Origin of the sequence: Haliovirga abyssi, assembly GCF_030295325.1 — a bacterium.
In the GTDB taxonomy this organism is placed as follows: Bacteria; Fusobacteriota; Fusobacteriia; order Fusobacteriales; family Haliovirgaceae; genus Haliovirga; species Haliovirga abyssi.
This window is the reverse complement of record NZ_AP027059.1, coordinates 137,782-159,076: the sequence shown is the minus strand read 5'-3', so window position 1 is coordinate 159,076 and position 21,295 is coordinate 137,782. Positions and strand designations below refer to the sequence as shown.

Annotated in this window: 17 protein-coding genes; 1 reads left to right on the top strand and 16 read right to left on the bottom strand. The window is 26.7% G+C overall.

The window, feature by feature from the left end; translation table 11 throughout:
• Positions 1 to 13: 13 nt before the first annotated feature.
• From RDY08_RS00690 to RDY08_RS00640, 11 genes are all read right to left on the bottom strand, one after another.
• A complete protein-coding gene (locus tag RDY08_RS00690; RefSeq protein WP_307905465.1) occupies positions 14 to 487 on the bottom strand; it encodes a prepilin-type N-terminal cleavage/methylation domain-containing protein in 474 nt (157 codons plus the stop codon).
• A 377-nt stretch (positions 488 to 864) separates the two neighbouring features.
• Complete coding sequence (locus tag RDY08_RS00685) at positions 865 to 1,518, bottom strand: O-antigen ligase family protein (protein WP_307905464.1); 654 nt, start codon at positions 1,516 to 1,518, stop codon at positions 865 to 867.
• A gap of 89 nt (positions 1,519 to 1,607) precedes the next feature.
• Entirely contained in the window at positions 1,608 to 2,117 is a 510-nt protein-coding gene (locus RDY08_RS00680; RefSeq protein ID WP_307904522.1) for a prepilin-type N-terminal cleavage/methylation domain-containing protein, read from the bottom strand.
• Positions 2,118 to 2,540: 423 nt separating this feature from the next.
• Positions 2,541 to 3,221, bottom strand: a complete 681-nt coding sequence (locus RDY08_RS00675; RefSeq protein ID WP_307904521.1) for a tetratricopeptide repeat protein — start codon at positions 3,219 to 3,221, stop codon at positions 2,541 to 2,543.
• Between the two features lie 11 nt (positions 3,222 to 3,232).
• Entirely contained in the window at positions 3,233 to 3,988 is a 756-nt protein-coding gene (locus tag RDY08_RS00670) for an ABC transporter permease (RefSeq protein WP_307904520.1), read from the bottom strand.
• 13 nt (positions 3,989 to 4,001) lie between these two features.
• Positions 4,002 to 4,910 carry an ABC transporter ATP-binding protein gene (locus RDY08_RS00665; RefSeq protein ID WP_307904519.1) on the bottom strand — a complete coding sequence of 303 codons (909 nt, stop codon included), beginning with the start codon at positions 4,908 to 4,910 and terminating at the stop codon, positions 4,002 to 4,004.
• A 31-nt stretch (positions 4,911 to 4,941) separates the two neighbouring features.
• A complete protein-coding gene (locus RDY08_RS00660) occupies positions 4,942 to 6,189 on the bottom strand; it encodes a type II secretion system F family protein (RefSeq protein ID WP_307904518.1) in 1,248 nt (415 codons plus the stop codon).
• 70 nt (positions 6,190 to 6,259) lie between these two features.
• The gene (gene pilB / locus RDY08_RS00655; protein WP_307904517.1) at positions 6,260 to 7,984 is read right to left on the bottom strand and encodes a type IV-A pilus assembly ATPase PilB; all 1,725 of its coding nucleotides are present in this window, start codon (positions 7,982 to 7,984) and stop codon (positions 6,260 to 6,262) included.
• Positions 7,985 to 8,076: 92 nt separating this feature from the next.
• The gene (gene aroE / locus RDY08_RS00650) at positions 8,077 to 8,928 is read right to left on the bottom strand and encodes a shikimate dehydrogenase (protein WP_307904516.1); all 852 of its coding nucleotides are present in this window, start codon (positions 8,926 to 8,928) and stop codon (positions 8,077 to 8,079) included.
• Entirely contained in the window at positions 8,925 to 10,241 is a 1,317-nt protein-coding gene (locus RDY08_RS00645; RefSeq protein ID WP_307904515.1) for a tetratricopeptide repeat protein, read from the bottom strand. The genes aroE and RDY08_RS00645 overlap by 4 nt, the downstream gene beginning before the upstream one ends.
• A 6-nt stretch (positions 10,242 to 10,247) precedes the next feature.
• Positions 10,248 to 12,878, bottom strand: a complete 2,631-nt coding sequence (locus tag RDY08_RS00640; RefSeq protein WP_307904514.1) for a hypothetical protein — start codon at positions 12,876 to 12,878, stop codon at positions 10,248 to 10,250.
• A 387-nt stretch (positions 12,879 to 13,265) separates the two neighbouring features.
• Here RDY08_RS00640 and RDY08_RS00635 point away from each other — a divergent pair, with 387 nt between their 5' ends.
• Entirely contained in the window at positions 13,266 to 14,237 is a 972-nt protein-coding gene (locus RDY08_RS00635; RefSeq protein WP_307904513.1) for a WD40 repeat domain-containing protein, read from the top strand.
• A gap of 301 nt (positions 14,238 to 14,538) precedes the next feature.
• Here RDY08_RS00635 and aroF read toward each other — a convergent pair whose 3' ends face one another.
• From aroF to RDY08_RS00610, 5 genes are all read right to left on the bottom strand, one after another.
• A complete protein-coding gene (gene aroF / locus RDY08_RS00630; RefSeq protein WP_307904512.1) occupies positions 14,539 to 15,552 on the bottom strand; it encodes a 3-deoxy-7-phosphoheptulonate synthase in 1,014 nt (337 codons plus the stop codon).
• The gene (hisC, locus tag RDY08_RS00625; RefSeq protein ID WP_307904511.1) at positions 15,549 to 16,637 is read right to left on the bottom strand and encodes a histidinol-phosphate transaminase; all 1,089 of its coding nucleotides are present in this window, start codon (positions 16,635 to 16,637) and stop codon (positions 15,549 to 15,551) included. The genes aroF and hisC overlap by 4 nt, the downstream gene beginning before the upstream one ends.
• Before the next feature lie 14 nt (positions 16,638 to 16,651).
• Positions 16,652 to 17,269 (bottom strand): ATP phosphoribosyltransferase, encoded by a 618-nt coding sequence (gene hisG / locus RDY08_RS00620; RefSeq protein ID WP_307904510.1) that lies wholly within the window; start codon positions 17,267 to 17,269, stop codon positions 16,652 to 16,654.
• Complete coding sequence (locus RDY08_RS00615) at positions 17,259 to 18,407, bottom strand: ATP phosphoribosyltransferase regulatory subunit (protein ID WP_307904509.1); 1,149 nt, start codon at positions 18,405 to 18,407, stop codon at positions 17,259 to 17,261. The genes hisG and RDY08_RS00615 overlap by 11 nt, the downstream gene beginning before the upstream one ends.
• 148 nt (positions 18,408 to 18,555) lie before the next feature.
• The gene (locus RDY08_RS00610) at positions 18,556 to 20,964 is read right to left on the bottom strand and encodes a hybrid sensor histidine kinase/response regulator (RefSeq protein WP_307904508.1); all 2,409 of its coding nucleotides are present in this window, start codon (positions 20,962 to 20,964) and stop codon (positions 18,556 to 18,558) included.
• Between the last annotated feature and the right edge of the window lie 331 nt (positions 20,965 to 21,295).

Here is a 21,295-nt window from a genome sequence, read left to right as displayed (position 1 = left end):
TTATTGTCTAATCTTAATAACTATTCCAATTTTTATTTTTTGTATCTTTGAATCCACTTATACCATTTGCTCCATCTACATATATAGTTCCTGTTCCATTATTATAATATATTTCTGCAATGTTGTTTAATCCATTCAACTTCCCTTTGCTTCCTTTACTTATAATCCCATCTTTATTTACTGTTCCTGCTAATATCTCTAATGAAGTTATCCCATCTGTTATATCTATATCTTTATCTTCTATGCTATTTTTTATCTGTCCTAGTATATAATATTTTATTTTTTGAATACTTTCTGGATTATCCCCTTGCTCATTGTCAGTTTTATAAATATTAATTCCATCTCTTAGTGTCCCCACTACTTTTAAAACATTACTATCTTTTGCTTTTTTTATATTTGATGATAATTCAGGTAAAGCTACTACTGATAATATTGCTATTATTGCTATTACAATCATAAGTTCCACCAATGTAAAACCGTTCTCAATATTAATCCCCCCCTGTTTTTGAAACTTTATTTATATCAAAACTAAATAAGTAAATTTCAATGTATCTTTTAAAGGCACGATAAATCGCCATCTCTACATTAATATCTAAAACATTTTTTACCACGAATATACGCAAATTATCACGAATTTTAAAAAAATAAAACTAAATACTTTTTTCAAACCATAATAATCAAATATTTATTTTTATTTTATTAACCTATTATCTTTTTTAATTATCCAAAACTCCAACCTCAAGTTTTAAAAAGTTTTTTAATCCCATATCTTTTATTTTGATTTCATTCGTTCCCATCTTTGTAAATTCGTGGTTAAAAATTTTCTCTTAGTTCTTTTCTCTTCTAATTGTCAATTTTCCATTATCAATTGTCAATTTTATTCCCCCCCAACATAATTCCAGTCAAAACTAAATTATGTATCATATGCAATGGAAACGAAAAATTGGTTATTATAACAATAGCTAGTAATGGCAAGAAAGTTATTATCTTCCCCGCTCTATAATCAACTACAAAATCATATATTATATATATCACAATAAATAACATTAATAAAAATCCCAAAATTCCATTTTCTACATAAATCTGTAAAAATTCATTATGTGTATGACCTGCTATAGAATAAAAATTTTCTAACTCTTTTTTTTCGCTTATTTTTATCTTTTTATTCTGCTTAAAATAATTTTCTAATCTATTATAATAATTTAACTCTTCTTTATAATAACTACCTGTTCCATGTCCAATAATCGGCTTTTCGCTTATCATCATTATACTTTTTTTATATAAATTCAATCTTGCATATGTTGAGCCTTTATCTAATTTTGTTGCATTTTTTATTCTTTGATTTAAAACTCCATTTGTTAATAATAATTCAATTAAAATACCTATAATTAATATACTAAAATAATTTCTGTTTTTCTTAAAAATTCTTTTTCTTAAATAATAAATTAAAATAGTTCCTGCTATAACTATGCTTAAAAGAGATGCTCTTGTTCCAGTTAATAGTATTGCATAAAAAATAGTTGAAAATATAGTTTATAGTTTTTTTACATACATATTTGCATCACAATTAATTAGAGATTAGAGGCGGCAAAACACCGCCTTTGTTTTTAGTATTTATTCCATTGTTTGTTTTTAGTATCTGTATTTGTTCCACCTTGATCTATATCTATAGATCCATCTGCAGTATTTAAAGCAATTGATATTTTGTGAATACCATTAGTTGCTTTATAATCAGCACCATTAGTTGTATAAGTTGTAGCTGCAGTAACTCCAGTCCCAACATTTATTCCAGCAAGTGTTGTAGCTGCAGTATACCCAAATTTTTTCACTGTTTTTGTATCAATAGCTGAAGCAATTGCTACTCCTTCTTGAGCATTAGCTGCTGTTATCCCATTAAAAACTTCTCCAAAATTTGATGGTGCAACTCCTCCATTGTCTGTCATCATTACAGATACTGTAGTTCTAATTGCTCCTATAGAACCTAATGCTGCACTATCTTTAGCTTTTCTAATTTGATTTCCCATTTGTGGTATTGCCACCGCTGCCAATATAGCTATTATAGCTACAACAATCATCAATTCTACCAACGTAAACCCTTTTTCCATTCTTCTTTTCATTCTCTCATCCTCCTATTTTTTGTTTTTTTCTGTTGTTTCGAAATAGATTAAAAATAACTTACCCATTTGATAATAAAAATATTCAGGCTTTTTATAAAAACCGCATAAAAAACTATGCCTAGCAAATTCACCTTTTTATACTTCTTTATTATCAAATAAAAGAAACTTATTTTCCAACCATTCCTTTATTACTTTTATTCCTCTTTACTTTAGTTTTACACCCCCTTTTTTTTAATTTATTAAAAATTTATTTATACTAAACTTATTGTTTTTTAATAATATTTCCTGTTTTTTAATTTTAATATCTCCTATTTTGCTACTCAGGTATATATTTCTATCATCATAATCGAATAATTTTATTCTTTATCCATCTTTTATCCTTTTTTATCCCGTGGTAAAAAGGTTTTCTCTTTAATTCTACTATTATTTATTTACCCCAATAACCTCTTCCAACTTCCCTAATTTCACAACTGCTATTTTTCTATAATTTTCATCTTTCGATTCTTCTAATCTCTTCCAATACCCTATTGCTTTTTTCAAATATTTAATCTCTTTAGTTTTTTTATACTTTTCTTCATATATAAATGCCACTGTATGTATCATCCTATCATCTCTATGTGTCTTTAATATCCTTTCAAATTCCTTTAATACCCCTTCTATATCTCCTTTAGATGCAGCAACTATTCCACTTATATAGTTCTTCAAATATTTATCTTTAGGATTATATTTTAACCCTCTTCCTAAAATTTCCAATCCATAATCATATCTTTTATATTTTTTTATTAACGCTACAACTGTTCCTGAAAAATAATAATTCCCTATAAAATATGGATCAAGATATGATACCGCTTCAGAATTTTTTTTAATTCTATCTGCACCATAATCAAATGAACCTGTATCCAATACTTGTTTTATCCATAAAACATCACTTCCAAACCTTTTCATTCCCATTAATTTAAAATTTACAGTTATTGTAGACTTTCCTTTTTCTCCATGATACTCTTCATTTTTTAATTTATTATCCATTTGCATCATATAGTTCCCACTAAAAAATATAAAAGCAACACCGATTCCTAAAAAAATTAAATTTTTTATAATAGTCATAATCTTCACCACTATATCTTTCTATTTTGAAAAATTATATTTGTCATAGCTGTTATTACAAATATATATCCAAATGTATATAAAGTTAAATTTACAAAATCAAACTTTTCAGGTGTCAAATAATCTCTATAGTTTAATACTCTAAAATTAGGAAGTATATAATACAAAAGATCTAAAATCCATTTATAAATTGGATTTGAAACTTTATCTCCTAACATTTTTAATTCTAAAACTGCATGCCCTAATATATATACAGAAAAAGTAAATATATTTGATGTTATAAATGAATCTGATATTACAGAAAAAAACACACCAATAGAGGCTACTATTGACAATTTATAAAATATTGCCGTCAGCATATAAATATAATTTATATCTATTTTTCCATGCTGCCATATAACAATACCAAAAAGTATTCCTCCCATTATAGCTATATTTAATAGTATACTTAAGATCATTCCTAACAATCTCCCTACTATATACATACCACGTGTCACAGGTTTTGTCAAGACTATATAAATAGATTTTTCTTTTTTATCTTTTAAAAATTGATTAGAAGATATAAATATTGCTATTAATAACACAAAAAACTCTATTAAAAACAGTCCTGTATCTTGAATCACTCTACTTTCTTCATATAATGATATATCTTTTAATACAGAAGTAGCTAATATTAATACTACTCCAAACATTATAAATCCATTAAATACTCTATTAAAAATATTTTCTTTAATTGTAAATTTTGCTATTGATATTATTTGTCTCATATCTACCACCCTTTTAACTAATTTGTTCTATAAAATATCTTTCCAAAGAAACATTTAACTTTTCTATATCAACTATTTTTACTCCTCTTAAAATCAAATCCCCAATTATTTCATCTAGTTCTGTTTCTATAACATTTTTAACATAAAAACTCCCTAATCTTACAAAATTTTTATAAGGTTTAGTTATTTTTATTTGATATTTTGACTTTATTTGCATATAATTTTTAAAATCTACAACTGATTTTAATTCTCCAGAATCTAATATTACAATTCTATCGCTTAGTTTTTCTACATCACTTAAAATATGTGTATTCAAAATTATCGTCGTCCCTTTACTTTTCATTTTTTTTATAATATCCATTACTAATTTTCTTCCCAGCGGATCAAGCCCTGACATTGGCTCATCTAAAAATAATAGTTTCGGTTCATTCATTATAGCTTGTGCTATCCCAACTTTTTGAACCATTCCTTTAGAAAAATTTTCTAATTTATCTTTTTCTCTACCTTTTAATTTTAATATTTCAAAAATTTCATCTATAATCTTATTTCTGTTTAACCTATCCATATTATAAAGTTCTGCATAATAATTAATTAAATCTTTCAACCTTACCTCTTTAGGATAATAAGATATTTCAGGTAGATATCCTATATTGTAATAATCTTTTCTTTTTAATTTTGATTTTCCAAAAACTTTTATTTCGCCAAAATCAGGTTTCAATAGTCCTAACATACACTTCATTAATGTGGTTTTTCCAGAACCATTTAACCCGATTATAGAAAAAATCTCCCCTTCTTTTACATTTAATGAAATATTGTTTATTCCAATTTTACTTTTATGACCTTTTAATCTTTTAAATATATCTATCTCTTTATAATTTTTACTTATATTTTTTATTTCTATAATATCTCTTGTCCCTATCATTCACTTACACCACCTATTTTTCAAACATTCTTTAGCCAGCAAGGTCACTTAATTTAAACATTGGTAAAAACATAGCTATTACAATAGTCCCCACTATTATTGCCATTACTACAATTGCTAACGGTTCCATTGCAGATACTACTACAGCTACCGCTTCTTCTACTTCCCTCTCATTAAAATCCGCCACTTTACTTAACATTTCACTTATAGAACCGCTTTCTTCTCCTATTTCTATCATTTGAGTTACCATAAGCGGAAATTCGCCACTATCTGCTAAAGGTTTTGCTATTGTATTTCCTTCTTTTATGCTTGATTTTGCTACCATTATAGCTTCTGAAATAATTTCATTCCCAACCGTTTCAGATACTATATCAAATGCCATTAATATAGGAACTCCACTATCCAAAAGAGTCGCCATTGTTCTCGTAAATCTTCCAACTGAAACTTTCCTTGTAAAAGACCCCATTATTGGCAATTTTAACATTAATCCATCTAATTTTTTTCTACCTTTTGGTGTATTTATATATTTTTTTATTCCAACTACCAATAATATAACTCCAATTATAACTACCCACCAATAAACTCTTAAAAAATCACTTACATCTACCACTTTTTGGGTTAATCCTGGAAGCTGCATTCCAGCATCTTTAAACATAGATGTAAATGTAGGAACTACGAATGTTAATAACATAAAAGTAATACTAAGCGCTACAATCATTACTATTGCAGGATACATCATAGCACCTTTTACTTTTCCTCTTAATTCCTGATTTTTTTCCATACTAGTAGCTAATCTATTTAAAACTACCTCTAATGCTCCACTTTCTTCTCCAGCCCTTACCATACTTACATATAGTTTATCAAACTGTTTCGGATGTTTTGATAACGCATTTGAAAAAGGTTGACCTGATTCAATATCACTTTTTATCTGTGTTAATTTTTGTTTAAACAATGGATTCTCATTTTGTTCTGATAAAATTGTAATTGCTTTTAAAAGTGTAACTCCTGAAGATATCATTGTGGCTAGTTGTCTACTAAATATTGTAAGCTCTTTTAAAGTAACTCTACTAAACATAGATACTTTTTTTTCTCCAGTTTTGTTTGAGCTCGATTTTGAACCACTTGAACCACTTTTGGAACCACCTTTTTTTTGTGCTTTAATTAAAATAAAGCCTGCTGCTTTTAAAGCCGACTTTAAATCCTTCTCATTTTTTGCTTGTAATTCCCCATTTTTTTTATTCCCCTGTTTATCAATAGCAGTATACTTAAAATTAAACATTTCCACACCCCTTTTTACGGAAAAAGAACTTTATGTATATAATATCATCTTGAAATATTTTTGTCAAGCACTATTCCATAGTAACTCGTAGGACTTCTTCAATTGTTGTTACCCCATTTTTTGCTTTTATTATAGCTTGTTCTCTTAACGTTCGCATTCCATTTTTCCTAGCCAATTTGCGCAATTCATCTGAACTAGCCCCTTTTGCTATAGCTTCTCTTATATCTTCATCTATATACATAACCTCATAAAACCCCACTCTACCCTTGTAACCAGTTCCGTTACATTTAGGACATCCTGTTCCTTTATAAAAAACTACATCTTTATATTCTTCGTAATCTAATCCCAATGCAACAATTTGTCCTTTTTTTGCTTTTACTTCAGTTTTACAATTACTGCATATTCTCCTTCCTAATCTTTGTGCCTCTATTAGCAATAAAGAAGATGACAGCATAAATGGTTCCATTCCCATATTTGTAAGCCTTTGTATTGTACTTGGCGCATCATTTGTATGAATTGTAGACAAAACTAAATGTCCTGTTAACGCCGCTTTTACGGATATTTCAGCTGTTTCTTTATCCCGAATTTCTCCCACCATTATTATATCTGGATCTTGACGCAAAAAAGATTTTAAAGCTGAGGCAAAATCTAGTCCAATCTCTTTTTTACAATGTACTTGATTAATCCCTTCTAATTGAAATTCAACCGGATCTTCCGCTGTTGATATATTTACATCTGGTTTATTTAATCTATTTAACGCTGAATATAAAGTTGTACTTTTTCCACTTCCTGTTGGACCTGTTACAAGTATCATTCCATATGGATTACTTAAAGCTTTATCAAATCTCTCTAACTCCTCTTTTTCAAATCCCAAATCTTCCATATTTAATTTCAAATTCCCTTTATCCAATATCCGCATAACTATTTTTTCTCCATGAACAGTTGGCAGTGTTGATACTCTAAAATCTATACTTCTTCCCCTTGTCGTTGTTTTAAACCTTCCATCTTGAGGTAATCTTTTTTCAGCTATATCTAGTCCTGATGTTATTTTTATTCTAGATGCCATAGGCCCTATAACTCGTTTTGGAAAACTTTTTATTTCACTCAAAACTCCATCTATTCTAAATCTTACTCTTACTTTTTTTTCATAAGGTTCTATATGAATATCACTTGCCCCCACAGCTATTGCTTTTGCTATTAATGCATTTACTGCTTTTACTATTGGTGCACTATCAGAATTTAAAGAATCCTCTAAGTTTTCATCTTTATCTTCTACAAATTCTAAGTCTGTACTTTCAAAACCTTCTAACTCATTTAAAATATCATCACTCATTTGCTCTTCTGAACTTTTTTCTTCTCTTTGCGAAATATGGTCTATAGCTGATTCTATTTCACTTTTTAAAGCTAATACAGGTATTACTACTGATTTTGTCCTTAATTGTACATCATCTGCCACAAACAAATCATTTGGATTTGCCATTGCAAGAATTAATTTATTTCCTCTTTTCCTAATAGGAAATATATGGTGTTTTCTCATTAAATCTAATGGCAAAACATCTTTTAAATCCTCATCTAACTCTTCTAATTCTATACGAGTACTTTTTACTCCTAAATGAGAAGCAAGCAATGGTAAAATTTCATCTATAGATATATAGCCTAATCTTACTAATATTTCTCCTACTTTTTCTTTCGTCATTTTTTGCTGTGACAATGCCTCTTCCAATTGCTCTTTTTTAATTAATCCAGCTTTTAATAATTTTTCTCCTAACATCTCCTGTCTTCTTGTAATTACCATTTTTTTCTCCTTTTGCTAATTTTTTCAAATAAAATTTTAAAATAATTTTCCCACAAAAAATAGTTTTTTAAATACTTTTTGTAGTTAAACCACTACATAGATTTTTTTATAGTCTCTTTCATATTTTCAACATTTGGTTTTTCTCCTATCCATTTTTCAAATGATAACGCCCCTTGATACACTAGCATTCCAAGTCCATTTAAAATTTTAGCCCCTTTCTTTTCTGCCGCTAATAATAATTTGGTTTTTTCAGGATTATATATCAAATCGAAAACCACTTGTTTTTCATTAAATACATTTTCAGACAAAATTAAAGGATCATTTTCTTTTAATCCTACAGGAGTACAATTGATAATCAGATCACTTTTCTTTGCACAATTTTCTAATTCATCTTTTAATATTAAATTTATCTTTGTAGAAGAGTTTATATTTTCTATCTGTTTTTTTACTTCTCTACTTTTTTCTATATTCAATTCATAAATATTTACAACTTTAACTGATTCTTGAATTAATTTTGTAATTATCGCTTTAGCTGCACCACCAGCTCCTAATACCAACACTTCTTTTTCTTTTGGATCAAATCCACTATCATTCATAAGAGATAATATAAAACCTCGACCATCTGTATTATCTCCTATTAATTTATCATCTTCAAAATATAATGTATTTACTGCTCCTATGCTTTTTGCTTCCTCTGTCAATCCATCTACGTATTTCATTACATTTTCTTTGTGTGGTATGGTTACATTTGCGCCTATAAAATTATTTATACTTTTTAATCCATTTACTACCGCTCCTAATTTTTGAGGTTCTATCTCCATTGCTGTATATATAGCATTTACTCCTAATGTTTCTAATTCTGCATTATGCATTAATGGCGATTTGCTATGCCCCACTGGATACCCTAATAAAGATATTAATTTTGTTTTTGAATCAATTCTCATTTTACAAATCCCTCCTTATAAAAATCTATTTCACATAATTTTATGTTTCTAAATAGCTTATATGTTGCCATTTCACTATATCCTAAAAATCTAAATTTAGGATTCAAATCTCTATATTTATCTAATATAATTTTTAATTTCCCATAAAATCCTTCAATAATATCATTTAAAGATAATTTTAATATGATTTTTTCTTTATTATACACCTCTATTAAACTATCCTTTTTTATTTTAACTATTTTTCTTGCTATTTTTTCTGTTTCGCTTTGGTTTTTTGAATAAAATTCAAACTCCAAAGCCCTCTGTAATACTGGCAAATATTTCCCATTACTTTTTATAATTGTTTCTAATATTTCCCCTGCTTTTTCATATTTAGATTCTTCTAAATAAATATCTATTTTTTCTAATTTTGCACAAATACATTTAGGATTTTGTTTAATTGCTTGATTATAATTTTCTACTGCTTCTTTTAAATCCCCACTCTTTTTTGCCTTCAATCCCATATTAACTTTTAAACAAGGTAAATATTTTTTATCTTCTGCAATTAATTTCATTATTATTTTTTCATTAGCATCATTTTTTTCTAACTTACCTGTTAAAATTTCATAATACGATTTCACAATTCTAAAATCTAAATTCCCAACTACTCTTTTTAAAGATTTACTTAAAATTTCTAACTCTTTTTCAACATCTTCTTTTATTATAAATAAAAACGCAAAATTTTTATCTACTCTAGTTACATTAGAATCATCTTTTAAAGATTCTGCTATAACTACAATCGCTTGCTCTTTATTCCCTTCTAAATACAATATCATTCCCAAAAAATATAATGCTTCTTTATCCTTGTATTTACTAATTATATTTTTCAACAGTTCCTTAGCTCTATTTATTTCTCCAATCTTAAAAAGCAATTCTGCTCCATTATAATTTATATCCAAATCATTTGAATCAATATTTAATCCTTTTTTTAATTCTAATCCAGCTTTACTGTAGTTTCTTTGTAAAATATATGATGCAAGCATAACATTTATTAATTTTAAACTTCTAGGAGAGTTCCATAATTTTTTTTTCACCACTTCAATAACAGCATCTATATTTATCTCTTTGTCAAATTTATTTGTTCTATTTAATTTAAATATATCCACTCCATTTAAACTTTGTTCTTTTTTCTTTGATTTTATTTTTTTTAAAAATTCATCTTGATTTTTAGGTTTTGATTTGCTTGCCACCACTTTGCCTGTTTTTTGTTCTAGTTCATTTCTTACCATCATTAAACTCGCTTCTAGCATTACATCTTTTTTATTTTTTGGCATTTTCTCTCACCTCTCTATAATGGTTACTTTAAAATTATCAATTAAATTTTCATAAGTATCTTTTTTATTTTTTATATTTTCATATTCATATCTCCTTGCAGTAATTTCAATTTTTTTATTAACTTCTTTATCCCCTTGAAAAACGTTTATATTTATTGTATTTATCTTTTTTTCTTTTTCAAATATATTTTTTACAACATAAAATATATCTCTATAACTTTTTTCTTTTGTTATCTCATTTTTTAAATTCAAACTTTTCCCTTGCAACCCTAGCACTAATGTAAATCCATCAATTTTAATTTTATCTATATTTAATACTAATAAATTAGAATTGATTCTTTTTACTCTATTCTCTAATAATACATCCTCTTTTTTTGACAATTCTGATATTTTTAATTTTAATTCTGATATTTTTTTCTTAATTTCTATTTGAGTCTCCTTGTTTTTTTCTTCAGATAGCTTTTTTAACAAATTATCTAAAGTAATTAAATAGCCATTTAAATCATTATTGTTAATGACATTTTCAGAATTATTTTCCATAACTTCTTTATTTTCTGTGTCTACTATATTATTTTGATTTATATTTTCACTTTCTACAATTTCTCCTCCTAGCGGCGAGCTCTCTTTTTTTATAGATTTTTTCTTGCTAAGAGATCCATTATTAATAGATTTTACACTAGCTTTATTTTTTTTCGTTCCTTTAAAAATAAATATTTTTCCCAAAATAAATATTAAAATCAGCCCTCCAATAATTGCTAAAATTTTATATTTATTTTTTATAATAAAATATTTTAAATCTATATTTACTTTCTTTTTTTCTTTTTTTCTTTTTTTAGATTTCTCTTTTTCTAAGCTTTCTCCTTCTGCTAATTCTAAGCTAGAAAACTCTTCTTCGTCTGTTTTTTTATTTATTTCCGGTTCCAAAGATGCCTTTTCAAACAGTTCTTCTTCTTCTTTTTCAACATTTTCACTTACCATTTCATCAATATTTGTATCTTCGTCTATTTCATCTAATCCACTTAAAAAATCATCTTCGTCATCATCTATTATAGGTATTTCATCATTTGAATTTAAATTTTCAGATATAAGTTTATCTATATCTTCCAAATCATCTGGCATGCTTTTTTCCCCTTTCTTCGATTCTTCAGATTTTTCTTTTTTTTCTTCAGGTGCTTCTTCTAATAATTCTTCTAAATTTACATTTTCAGCTAAATCTTCTGATTCTGACTCTAACTCTTCTGCATTTTCATTCTCTTCCTCTAAAGATTCTTCTAAATTCTCTGGATTTTCAGCTTCTTCTCCTTCTAATTCTTCTTTTTTTTCCTCAGGTGCTTCTTCTAATAATTCTTCTAAATCTATATTTTCTCCCAGTTCTTCTGATTCAAACTCTACCTCTTCTGATTTTTCATTTTCTTCTTCTAAAGATTCTTCTAAATCCTCTGGATTTTCAACTGCTTCTTCTGAGTCTTCTATCTTTTTCTCTGGTACTTCTTCTAGTAATTCTTCCAAATCTATATTTTCATCTAATTCTTCTGATTCCGGCTCTAACTCTTCTGATTTTTCATTTTCTTCTTCTAAAAGTTCTTTTAAATCCTCTGGATTTTCAACTGTTTCTCCTTCTAATTCTTCTTTTTTTTCCTCAGGTGCTTCTTCTAATAATTCTTCTAAATTTACATTTTCAGCTAAATCTTCTGATTCTGACTCTAACTCTTCTGATTTTTCATTTTCTTCTTCTAAAGATTCTTCTAAATCCTCTGGATTTTCAACTGCTTCTTCTGAGTATTCTATCTTTTCCTCTGGTACTTCTTCTAATAATTCTTCCAAATCTATATTTTCATCTAATTCTTCTGATTCTGACTCTAACTCTTCTGATTTTTCATTTTCTTCTTCTAAAGATTCTTCTAAATCTTCTGAATTTTCAACTGCTTCTTCTGAGTATTCTATCTTTTCCTCTGGTACTTCTTCTAGTAATTCTTCCAAATCTATATTTTCATCTAATTCTTCTGATTCCGGCTCTAACTCTTCTGATTCTTCTATCTTTTCCTCTGGTACTTCTTCTAATAACTCTTCTAAATCTATATTTTCACCTAAATCTTCTGATTCTGGCTCTACATCTTCTGATTTTTCATTTTCTTCTTCTAAAAATTCTTCTTCAGATTCTGGATTTTCAACTTCTTCTTCAGATTCTTCTAAATCTTCTGAATTTTCAGCTTCTTCTTCTGATTCTTCTATCTTTTCCTCTGGTACTTCTTCTAATAATTCTTCTAAATCTATATTTTCATTCAATTCTTCTGTATTAAACCCATTTTTTTCATTTTCAATCTTTTCACTTTCCTCAGATAATAAGCCCTCAATTTCCTGTTCAGCCATTATATCGCTTTCTATATCAAGTCTCTTATCTTCATCTATTAATAATTCTGAAATTTTATCGATCTCTTCTAATTTATTAGATTCTTCTAATAAAATCGGTTCTTCTTCTCCAAGTTCTATTTTTTCTTTTAATATTTTAGAATGTAATTTGCAAAATTTTTCTCCAGGTTCTGGTAAATTTTTACATGGAGTCCCTTTTTTAGTTGGATATCCACATATTTTATGACCTATTTCATTTTCTATATCCTCTATTAATTTCTTATCCATAGTTATCTACCCCCAAATATCTATACTAAATTTTACCTTTTTATTTCAAAATTTGCAAGTTTTTTTGCCTTTTTGTTTATAATGTAGTATAATTTAAATTATAAACTATAAAAATATTATTTAAATTATATTTTTATGGTTATTAATAACTATTCCTTACCGATAATTATTAATAATATAATTTGAGCATAAAGAGAAAGAGATTCATTATAACTGAACACTATTTTCCTTTTGGAAGCCCAATTATTTTAATTATAACATACTAAAAAAATTAAGTGATTTATTTAAAGAATCATAAATGTGGCATCAAAAAATAATTTTAATAAACTTATTTTTTGATACATTTAAATTTAGTGTTTATTTTATTCTATTGAAAGAGGTGACAATATGAAACACATATTTACAATTTTTTTATTTTTATTTTTTTCAATCTTAGTTTTTTCAGAACCATTTACATTAAATGAGGGACATTTTGATTCTGTAACAGATATCGTTAAATACCCGTTTGGAAATAAAGCTATTTCTGTTAGCAATGATGAAACAGCAATAATTTGGGACCTTGACAAAAATATAATTATAAAAACTTTTGAATTATATCAAGGCGCTCTAACTACTGTTGCAATATCTCCTGGTGGAAAATATTTTGCTGTTGGCAGCTCTACAGGAAAAGTTTTTATATTTGATTTTAATTCAAAAAAATTAATTGCTTCTGTTAAAAATCATACTGGAAAAGTTATGGACGTTACTTTTGGATCAAAAGAAAATATAGTTATTTCTGGTGGCGTTGACGGTAATTTAGTTTTTTATGATATTAATTCACTATCACGTGTTAATATGATTTCTATGCCATGCAAAATTATATCTGTTACAACATCCCCAAACAAACAGTATATCGCTATTGGTGGAGATAATGGTAGTTTATATTTAATAAAATCTAGCGACTTAAAAAAAATAGATACTATTTCAAATGTTCATAATGATTGGATTACAGGGATAGCTTTTTCTCCTGATAATAATTATATTGCATCTGTCAGTTGGGATTTGAAATTATGTATTACATCTGTTAAGGACCTTAAAGTAACTAATACAATTGACGTTCCAGCTGATAAAAATTTGAATTCTGTATCTTGGAGTTCTGATAATGATTTAATAGCAGTAGCATCTTCAGATAAATATGTATATCTCTATGGCGCTAATTCGCTTTCTTTAGTTGACAAAATTCAAACAAATGATAAACAAGTTTATAATGCAGTATTTTTTCCTACATCAAGTACATTATTAACTTCTGGCGGAGATGCTAAAGTTAATTTATGGGATGTTAAAAAAAGAGAACTTTTAAAATCATATACTGGTTATTAATAAATAACCTTTAAAAAATAGGTTTCTAATATTTTGTTATAAAAACTCTTAAATCATTGCGTATTTTAAAACAAAATATGATTATCCCACAAAAACATCATTTATAATATTATGTAGGGGCGAACCTGTGTGTTCGCCCTTTTGTTGTATCTTCAAATCTGGGCAGACACATAGGTCTGCCCCTACATTATTATATATCCTAATCACACAATATAAATTAATTTTCGTAGTCTAATACATAACATAAAAAAAATGATACAGATTAAAATTAATCTGTATCATTTTTTTATTAATTAATTTTTTATAATTTTTTATTAACTACTTTTGCTATATCTTTTAAATCTTTCATAAGTTTTTCAAACATATCAAATGTTAAAGATTGAGGACCATCAGATAAAGCTTTATCTGGATCAGGATGAACTTCTATCATTATCCCATCAGCTCCAACTGCCATAGAAGCTCTTGCCATTGGAGATACTGCAGTTCTTCTTCCAGTTCCGTGACTAGGATCAATTATAACAGGTAAATGGCTCCACTCTTTCACTACAGGAACTAAATTCAGATCCAAAGTATTTCTTGTAGCTGTTTCATAAGTTCTTATTCCTCTTTCACAAAGTATTACATTATAATTTCCACCAGCCATTATGTATTCTGCTGACATTAAAAAATCCTTAGCTGTAGCTGCCATCCCTCTTTTTAAAAATATTGGTTTATCTATTTTTCCAAGTTTTTTTAATAATGCAAAATTTTGCATATTTCTTGCTCCCACCTGTAATATATCTGCATATTTACAAATCAGCTCTATATCATCTTCACTCATAACTTCTGTTATTATTGGCATTCCTGTAATTTCAGAAGCTTCTTTAAGATATTTCAATCCTTCTTCTCCTAGTCCTTGGAATGAATATGGACTTGTTCTAGGTTTAAATGCTCCTCCTCTTAAAATATGTGCTCCAGATTTTTTTACAAATTTAGCTGTTTCTATTATTTGTTCTCTACTTTCTACAGCACATGGTCCTGCCATAACTACAAAATTTTCTCCGCCTATTTTTACTCCTTTTACATCAATTACACTGTCTTCTCTTTTAAAATCTCTACTTGCTAATTTAAATGGTTGGGTTACTTCTAACACTTCCTCAACTCCTTCATAACTGTCAACTGGATGTGCTCTAAGTATATTTTCATCTCCTATTGCTCCAATTATATATCTTTCTTCACCTTTTGATTCATGTATTTTAAATCCTAATTCTACTAATCTTTCTTTTACTTTTTCAATATTATTCTCAGTTGCCGTTGGCTTCATAACTATTATCATTTTTTCATCACCCCTTCTAAAATTTTTATAAATTGCTCATTTTCATCTGGCAATCCAATGCTTACTCTTATATTGTTATTACCCATTTGTCTTACTATTACCCCTTTTTTCATCATCTCTTCAAATATCTTTTTTGCATTTTTCATCTCAAAATATATAAAATTAGAATAAGTTTTAACAAATTTTATTCCCAATCTCTCAAACTCTTTATATAAATATTTTTTCCCAGCTTCATTTATTCTAATAGAGTCATCTATATGTTTATCATCATCTATTGCACCTTCAGCTCCAGCTTGTGCTATTACACTTACATTAAATGGCAATCTTACTCTTTCTAATATATCTATAATTTCTTTATCTGCAACGCCATACCCTATTCTTATTCCTGCCATTCCATATGCTTTTGAAAATGTTCTTAATGTAATTACATTCCTATACCCCATTTTTTGATAATCCAATGAATTAGGATAATTTTTATCATCTTTAGCATATTCAAAATACGCTTCATCAAATATTATCAATACATCTTTACGAACAGTTTTTATAAATTTTTCCACATCTTCTTTTTTAACTATTGTTCCTGTTGGATTATTTGGATTGCATATAAAAATCATTTTTGTCTTTTCTGTTACACTTTTTGAAATTTCATCTAAATCAAATTTATAATCATCAGTTAAATCTATCTCTTTTGAAACTGCTCCTGCAATTCCAGCATATCTCTTATACTCTACAAAAGATGGCCAGCCATAAATAACCTCATCTCCAATATTTACAAATGCTAAAAATAACATCTCTATAACTTCATCTGTCCCATCTCCGAAAATCAGATTTTCCATATTAACTTCTAATTTTTTTGATAATTTTTCTCTTAATTTATAAGCATATCCATCTGGATATAAATTTAAATTTTCTATATATTTTTTCATTGCTTCTACCGCTTTTGGAGAAACTCCTATTGGATTTTCGTTTGAAGCTAATTTTATAACTCTTTCCAACCCATATTCTCTTTTTACATCCTCTATTGGTTTTCCAGGTACATATGCTCCAACATTTAAAATATTTTGTTTTGCTATTTTATCAAACATATTTTCACCTCAACCTATATTAATTTTTTTACTTTGTCATAATACAATTTCATACTTGCTTTATTTACTATCATTCTTGCTGTCGACTCAAATAATGTAACAACTTCTTCTAATCCATTTTCTCTTAATGTTGCACCTGAAGATACTATATCCACAATTACATCTGACAAACCTAATATTGGAGCTAATTCAATAGACCCATATAGTTTTATTATTTCTGCATTTATCCCTTTTTTCTTAAAATAATCTTTTGCTACATTTTCAAATTTTGTAGCAACTCTTAAATTTCCCCATTCTTCAAAATTCAAATTAATATCTTTATCTTTTGCTTTAGCTATACACATTCTACAATATCCAAATCCCAAATCCTTGGGCTCATACACATCAGAACCATATTCTAATAATGTATCTTTTCCCACAACTCCCATATCTGCAGCTCCGTGTTCTACATATACCGGAACATCAGAAGCTCTTACCAAAATAAATTCATAATTCCCGCAATCACTTGGGAACACTAATTTTCTTGATTCTTTTTCCATTTCAGAAGATGTTATCCCAAGTTTAGCAAAATATTCCATAGAAAGTTCCGCTAATCTGCCTTTTGGCAATGCAATGGTTAATTTATTTGTCATTTTCATCTTCCTCCAAACTTATTTTTTCATCAGTGTCAATATTATATATATATTTAAATCCCTTCAATTTTACATATTCTTTTAATTCACTTTCTGATAAATCTCCTGCTGAAATTTCTACAAATTCATTTTTTAACAACAACTCTTTTTTCTTTTTCATTAATTTTATGTAGTCTGAGCCATAAATATAATATCCTTTTAATTCAGATTTTATTTTAACTTCTAACAGTTCAAATATAGAATCTATCTTTAATACAAAGCCTATAGCTTTTTCTCCCATAAGCTCGTCATATCGCCCACCACTTAAAATATAATCTCCATACCCTTCTACTAGTCCATTAAACACTATTCCTGTGTAATACTCAAGCTCTCTTACAATTCCTAAATCAATAATATAATCATTTTCATATCCTAATTCATCTAATGCAGTTGTTAATTTCTCTATTTCGCTAATATCATACCCTTCTACTTCTTTTAAAATATCTTTTTTTCCTATTAAGCTAGGTAATTTTAATATTATTTCATCATAGTTTTTCTCTTTAACAATTTTAGAAAGAGAAGTTATATCTTTCCCTGATAAATATTTTTTTATCTCTTTTATATCACTATTAGAAATATTAACCTTTTTACAAATATCTTTAAATAAATTAACAGTTCCTATTTCTAATTTAGCATTTTTAAGACCTAATTTTTTCATTAATTCAATAGCCATTACTGCAATTTCTAAATCTGATCTGTCTTTATCTTTTCCACCGATTAATTCCACTCCTGCTTCTGCTATTTCTCTATAAACTCCAGATTTTATTTTATGATGTCTAAATACATCTCCTATATAATAAATTCTTTCAGGAAATTTAATCTTTTCTTTTTTTAATTTTATTAATTTTGACAACAAAGATGTCATATCTGGTCTTAAAGTTAATATTTTCCCACTATCCCTATCTAAAAATTTAAACATCTCATCCTGAACATCTTCAGAAAAATTTTCTTTTATATCATCATAATATTCATATACTGGTAATTCAATATAATTATAATAATTTTTTTCAAAATAATCTCTTATACTATTTTCTATCCAAAGTTTCTTTTTTAATGAATTTCCGAAGTATACTTTCACTCCTTTTGGTATTAATGCCATATTCCCACCTCGCATATTTTTTATTATTTCACAAATTATATCACTTTATACATACAAATACAAGAAAAAATCAATTTCAAAAAATAAAACAACAAAATATATTATGCCCTTTCGTACAATATATTTTATTGTTTCTGTTCCATCTTTATTATTTATCCTTATTTTGTAAGAAAAAATCTAAGAGATTATTTAAAACTACTTCTGTTTTTAAATACGATTCATTTTCTTTCCAATTGCTAATCAACTTCCTAAATATCAAATTATTTAAATCTGAAAAGCCTAATTTTTCTTCAAATTCTTCTTTAGTCATAAACTCTTCTCTAGATAAATCTTTTACCAACTCTTTTAACCTGTTTTTAATATTATTTGGGACATAAAAAAATGTTTTTAATTTATAATTTAATGCCTCTATCTCTAATGGTTTTTGTATAATTTCATCTACTCCTTTTTCTTTTAAATTTTCTATCTCTTTTCCACCAAAATAATTTCCTGTTAATAATATAATATATGTATCTTTCTTTAGCTCTCTCTCTTTTATAATATTCAACAATCCTATACCATCTAATATTGGCATTTTCTCATCTAAAAATATTAAATCATAATCCTCATTTAATATTTTATTTAATCCCTCTTTACCATTAAATGCTGTCTCTACATCCAACCCTTTTTCTTCAATTACTTTTTTTAATAATCTATTATTAAAAATATCATCTTCAATTACTAAAACTTTTCCATTTAAATTATTTCTCTCCTCAATTCCTTCTTCATAATAATTTGAAATTTCTTCTATATTTTTATTTAATTCCAAAAATAACTTATCTATCTTTTCGAAATCAAATTTTTCTTTTTTCACTTCATCATTTATCTCTTTTGATATTTTTTCTAATTTTATAAATCCAAAATTTCCAGAAACACCTTTCAATTTATGCGTTATAAATTTTATCTTTTCTATTTTCTTATTTTTTATTGCTTCTTTCAATTTTTTATCTCTTTTTTCCAATGATTCTATTGCACTCATCATAAGTTCTCTACTCTCATAATCTCCACCCATATTTTCTATCCAATTTTCTATTTCTAATATATTTTCACTTTTTTCTGATTTTTCAATTGGTATTTTCAATGTAAACTTACACCCTTTATTTCTTTCACTTTCTAAAACTATAGTTCCGCCCATTGCCATTACTATCTCTTTTACTATAGATAATCCTAATCCAGTTCCTCCATATTTTCTTTCTACTGATTCATCTGCTTGAACAAATGGATCAAATATTGCTTTCTGTTTCCCCTTAGGGATTCCAACCCCACTATCTTTTTCTACTATTATTAATTTATTCTCTTTATAATAAATCTCAACATCTACAAAACCTTCTTTTGTAAATTTTATAGAATTACTAATTAAATTTAATAATATTTGACGAATTCTATATTCTGCTCCATTAAGCAATCTAGGCACATCATTATCAACTACTAATTTTAATTTTAATTTTTTTCTTGTTATTTCTGCTAAAACCATACTTTTTACACTACTTACTAATTCATAAATATCAAAATCTATTTTTTCTAAAATTATTTTACCTGAACTAAATTTAGAAAAATCTAAAATATTATTTACTAACTCCAATAAATATTTACTTGTTTGATAAATCTCTTTTACCCCTTTTATATCTCTATTCTCTTTCATTATATTTTCAGAATATCCTAAAATCACACTTAAAGGAGATCTTATTTCATGAGTTATAGTTCTCACAAATTTATCTCTTACTTCAATTTCATTTTCTAATCCTATTCTATAACTTAAATTTTTTTCTTCTTTTTTTCTTCTAGCATCTATATTTTTTAATATAAGTAAATTTACATCTTTACAATTTATCTTGTATGATGTTACCTCTACCCAAGTCCCATCTTTTAGTTTTGTTACAAAATCAATATTATCTTTTATGCACTTTAACAATATATTTTTAAATTCATTAAAATCTAAATTTTTATAGATTGAATTTTCAAATTCTAAAGAACTTTTCCAATCGAAAATGTCTTCTATCTTTAAATTTCCATTATTATTTTCTGACAATTTTTTTGCTAAAACATTGAATGAACTTATTTTATCCCCACAAACTAAAATCATTGCATTTGATATATCCACAAAAACATCATCTATTTTTTCAACTATCCATTTTAATTTTTTTTCAGAATACTCCTCTTTTTTTATTTGATTTCCTATTTTTAAAAACTCTCTTACTTTCCCTTTCTCATCTAAAAATGGTACTATTATTGCTTTTTCATAAAATAATCTTCCATCTTTTTTCTTATTAATAAAAAAACCTTCCCAACTCTCTCCTTCCAACACTCTATTCCATAACTTCTCATAAAATTCTTTGCTATGTTTCCCAGATTTTAAAATATTAGGATTTTTTCCAAAAAATTCATCTTTTGTATATTTTGTTAAATTAACCACTTTTCTATTTACATATACTAATTTATCTGATTCATCTACTAACTCTACTTCATTTTCTCTTTTCTCTAGTAACTTGTATAAATTTTTTATTGTATCTTCCTCCATTTGTTTCATCTCCTCTAATAAATTAGAATCATATAATTATATAAAGAGTTTTATTTTATAATTTAATATCAAAATATAAGAAACTTATTTTCTGGACAAATTTATACTTTCCCAAACAATGACTTTATCTCTCTGCATTACTCCTATATTTTTAAATATTGCAACTAGATTATGATAGTGTAGAATAATCGTAAAATTTTAGCCACAAATAAACGCAGATAATTATCTGGCAATTTTTATTCATCAGTTTTAAGCTCTGTTTATCCCATGGTTTTAAATTTTTTTCTTTGTGTAACTTTGTGTGCTTTGCGTCTTTGTGCTGAAATTATTT